Origin of the sequence: Hymenobacter terrestris, from assembly GCF_013377905.1 — a bacterium.
Classification (GTDB): Bacteria; Bacteroidota; Bacteroidia; order Cytophagales; family Hymenobacteraceae; genus Hymenobacter; species Hymenobacter terrestris.
This window is the reverse complement of sequence record NZ_JABKAV010000122.1, coordinates 1-3,581: the sequence shown is the minus strand read 5'-3', so window position 1 is coordinate 3,581 and position 3,581 is coordinate 1. Positions and strand designations below refer to the sequence as shown.

The 3,581-nt window shown below is 59.7% G+C and carries 4 protein-coding genes and 1 pseudogene; 4 read left to right on the top strand and 1 reads right to left on the bottom strand.

Going from position 1 to position 3,581, the window contains the following annotated elements:
* Positions 1-144: 144 nt before the first annotated feature.
* Positions 145-1,491 (bottom strand): tRNA (N(6)-L-threonylcarbamoyladenosine(37)-C(2))-methylthiotransferase MtaB, encoded by a 1,347-nt coding sequence (gene mtaB / locus HW556_RS18095; RefSeq protein ID WP_176901522.1) that lies wholly within the window; start codon positions 1,489-1,491, stop codon positions 145-147.
* Between the two features lie 247 nt (positions 1,492-1,738).
* Here mtaB and HW556_RS18090 point away from each other — a divergent pair, with 247 nt between their 5' ends.
* The 4 genes and pseudogenes from HW556_RS18090 to HW556_RS18075 all read left to right on the top strand — a co-directional run.
* The gene (locus HW556_RS18090) at positions 1,739-2,176 is read left to right on the top strand and encodes a hypothetical protein (protein ID WP_176901521.1); all 438 of its coding nucleotides are present in this window, start codon (positions 1,739-1,741) and stop codon (positions 2,174-2,176) included.
* Positions 2,177-2,303: 127 nt separating this feature from the next.
* Positions 2,304-2,600, top strand: a complete 297-nt coding sequence (locus tag HW556_RS18085) for a transposase (RefSeq protein ID WP_176901520.1) — start codon at positions 2,304-2,306, stop codon at positions 2,598-2,600.
* Positions 2,601-2,670: 70 nt separating this feature from the next.
* Positions 2,671-3,006: an IS3 family transposase gene (locus HW556_RS18080; RefSeq protein WP_176901519.1), complete on the top strand. Its 336-nt coding sequence runs from the start codon at positions 2,671-2,673 to the stop codon at positions 3,004-3,006.
* Between the two features lie 15 nt (positions 3,007-3,021).
* A pseudogene (locus HW556_RS18075) lies at positions 3,022-3,519 on the top strand (IS3 family transposase); the annotation flags it as partial.
* Positions 3,520-3,581: the final 62 nt, after the last annotated feature.

Sequence of the window (3,581 nt, the reverse complement as noted above, 5' to 3'; positions counted from 1 at the left end):
GGCGCACCCCCCGCCCCTACGTCGTTCGCCGCAACTCTGATTACAAACAAAGCCCCTAACGTGAAAACGTCAGGGGCTTTGTGTTGCTAAAGATTTAAGACCTGGCGAATGACGAATTGCTCCGTTCTCGCCATGACAGCGGGTTTAGTGCTGGAACATCTCTACGCCCATTTCCTCGGCTTCCATCAGGTTCTGCGGGTTCACGGCGGTTAGGCGCAACGGCTTCAGCTCGCCCACCAGCAGCGGGTCGTACTTGGCCACCACCCGGATGTAGTTGGGCGTGAAGCCTTCCATCTGGCCGTTGGTCACGTCGTCTTCGAACAGCACCTGGGTTTCGAGGCCCGCGTGCTGTTCGTAGAAGAAGCGCTTTTTCTTCTCGGAGAGGCTGCGCAGCTGAGTGGTGCGCTCGTGGCGGTGACGGTCCTGCACCCGGCCGGGCAGAGTGGGTGCCAGCGTGTTGGCCCGCTCCGAGTACGGAAACACGTGCAGGTAGCTCACGTCAAGCTCGTTGAGAAACTGGTAGGTTTCCAGGAAATCGGCCTCCGTCTCGCCGGGAAAGCCCACGATAACATCGACGCCGATGCAGGCGTGGGGCATCACCTCCTTGATGAGCGCCACCCGTTCCTGGTATAGCTCGCGGCGGTAGCGGCGGCGCATCTGGCCCAGAATCTTGTTCGAGCCCGACTGCAGCGGAATGTGGAAGTGCGGCATAAACCGCTTCGACTGCGCCACGAAGCGGATAATGTCATCCGACAGCAGGTTAGGCTCGCAGGAGCTGATGCGGAAGCGGGCGATGCCTTCCACCTCATCCAGCGCCCGCACGAGGTCGTAGAAATCCTCCGGCCGCTCGCGCTCCAAGCCCTGCACACCAAAGTCGCCGAGGTTGACGCCGGTGAGCACGATTTCCTTCACGCCGGTTTGGGTCAGCTTCTCCACGCGCTCTACCACGCTCTGCACCGAGCCCGAGCGGCTGGCTCCGCGGGCCAGCGGAATCGTGCAGAACGAGCAGGAGTAGTCGCAGCCGTCCTGCACCTTGAGGAAGGTGCGGGTCCGGTCGCCGTAGGAGTGGGCGGCGTGGAACTCGGTGGCCTCCGAAATGGGCGAGGCGAATACCCGGCCCGGCTGGCCGGCGGCGGGTCGGGTGAAGCCGGCCAGCGTTTCCACGAGCAGGAATTTCTCGGCCGCCCCGAGCACGGCGTGCACGCCGGGAATCTCGGAAATTTCCTGAGGCTTGAGCTGTGCGTAGCAGCCCACGATGGCCACAAAGGCCTCGGGGTTGTGCTTGAGTGCCTCCTTCACCACCTTCCGGCACTTGCGGTCGGCATGGTCGGTGACGGAGCAGGTGTTGATAACGTAGATGTCGGCTGCGTCCTCGAAGGCGGTTTTCACGAAGCCCGCCTCCTCAAACTGCCGCCCGATGGCGGACGTCTCGGAGAAGTTGAGCTTGCAGCCCAGCGTGTAAAAGGCAACTTTTTTGGTTTCCATTTCCATAAGCAAGGCTGCAAAGATACGGGGGAAGCGGCAAGCTTCCGGTGGGCGGTGGGGCTTGGACGATAAGCCTGGGAATACATGCTTTTGATTGGCGTACTTCGTAGGTAAGCCTACAGCCAGTCTGGGGGATGATGATGCGGGGTTTGGTGGTCACTTCTGTCATTGGATTTTAGGACAACCAGATAGAATAGGATGCGTATTGGCATGCAAGTTGAAGTAGTATAAATGCACCCAATAAAATTTCCTCATGAAAACTCTTCAAAGAATTGTTGCAGCCAGTCTAGTATTCGGTCTGGCATCTTTTGGCCTCTCTGCACAGGCACAGAGTAATATTACTTCGGCGACTCAGCAAGGCAAAGGAGCCTATGTCACAAAAACGGACAGAGAAGCTGGTATTCAGAATGCACTTCTTGGTATCCTTAGTTTGCCAACGGACGGCTATCTCCCTATGCGGCAAACGAAGTTTGTAATCACTCCTTCCGGCAATAGTATGGCCGTCTGGGAAGGGACTGTTCCGGCAGAAGCACGCCCGGCTCAGCGAGTCACTTACCGTTCCACGTATACCGAGACAGAGGCCGGTCCACTCCAAGGCAAAATATATGACACAGTTGCTGTGACAGAGCCTAATGGCTCTATAAAACTGACACTCACTATGAAGCAAAACGGCAAGGGGAAGAAGAAGTAATTTCCCAGTCCGCCCGATTAAAAATGCCTCTTGCACATAGTTTGTGCGAGAGGCATTTTTATTTGTTGAGGTAACCTGAGGTGGTCGGGTAAATGTGGACAGAATAGGGTCTTATCTTTCGAATGTCATGAAAGACAGCCCCCAACCTCCTAAACGTCGGCGTTACGATGCCGCCTTCCGGGCCGAAGCGTTACGCTTGGCCGAGCAAAGTCGCTCGACCCGGGCCGCGGCCCGCGCCTTGAATATCAATGCCAAGCTGCTCTACAAGTGGCAGAAAGAAGCCCTAACGCCCGTGGCGGCCGCTCGTGGGGCCGATTTGGACCCGGCCACGGCGGCCGAGTTGCGCCAGCTGCGGGCCTTGTCCCGGCGGCAGGCGCAGGAGCTGGAAATTTTAAAAAAAGCCATCGCCAGTTGCCTGCTTTAAGCGCAGGCTCTCGCAGACCGACACCCCATGAGCCGCCCGTTTCATCGAGGCGCAGCGGGGGCAGTACCCCGTGCGGCTGCTCTGCCAACTGGTGCAGGTACCGGCCAGTGGCTACTACACGTGGCAACAGGCCCAAAGGCAAGAGGTAGCGCAGCGCGAGTCAGCGTGGGAAACCGCGCTGGTCAAGGCGTTTGGGGTGCATAAGCGCTGTTACGGTACGCGCCGCCTCCAGGTGGCGCTGCGCAAAAAGGCCTACCGGGTGGGCCGTCAGCGCCTGCGCACGGCCATGCGCCGCCGAGGTCTGCGCGCGCTGCAACCCAAGGCTTTTACCCCGCGCACCACCGACTCGACCCACGGCCTGCGCTGCGCCCCGAACCGGCTGCTGCACCAGCCCAAGCCCACCTAGGCCAACCGCGTCTGGGTCAGCCGTGGCATCACGTATCTGCCGCTGGCCAACGGCAACTGGGCCTACCTGTGCGCTTTTCAGGACATGGCCAGCAAGCGGGTCGTGGGCTGGCAGGTCGGGGCGACGATGCCCGAAGAACTGGTGACCAGTGCCTTGCAACGCGCCTTTTGGTCCCAGCCGCCCACGCCGGGCCTCATCGTCCACTCCGACCGCGGCGGGCAATACTGCGGCAACGCCTATCGGCAGTTGCTCCACGACCACGAGGCGCTGCGCTCGCAGAGCCGCCGCGGCGACTGCTACGACAATGCGCAGGCCGAAAGCTTGTGGTCACGCCTCAAAACGGAGGTCCTCGAGCGGCCCGTTTTTGCCGACCTAGCCGACGCGCAACGCAGCGTGGCCGATTATTTTGACTACTATAATCACGAGCGGCTGCACTCCAGTATCGACTATCATACCCCCTATTACGCTCACCAACAGCTTCTTCCACTTAACGCCCTAAACTGTCCAGCGTAACTGGACCACCTCAACCTCCCCCCAATAGCTGGACCGCCCAAAACTAGAGGCTCAGGCGTTTT

What these genes read in the sequence shown, in the direction of transcription:
- mtaB (WP_176901522.1), bottom strand. Translation starts at nt 1,491, where the DNA reads ATGGAAATGGAAACCAAAAAAGTTGCCTTTTACACGCTGGGCTGCAAG.
- HW556_RS18090 (WP_176901521.1), top strand. Translation starts at nt 1,739, where the DNA reads ATGAAAACTCTTCAAAGAATTGTTGCAGCCAGTCTAGTATTCGGTCTG.
- HW556_RS18085 (WP_176901520.1), top strand. Translation starts at nt 2,304, where the DNA reads ATGAAAGACAGCCCCCAACCTCCTAAACGTCGGCGTTACGATGCCGCC.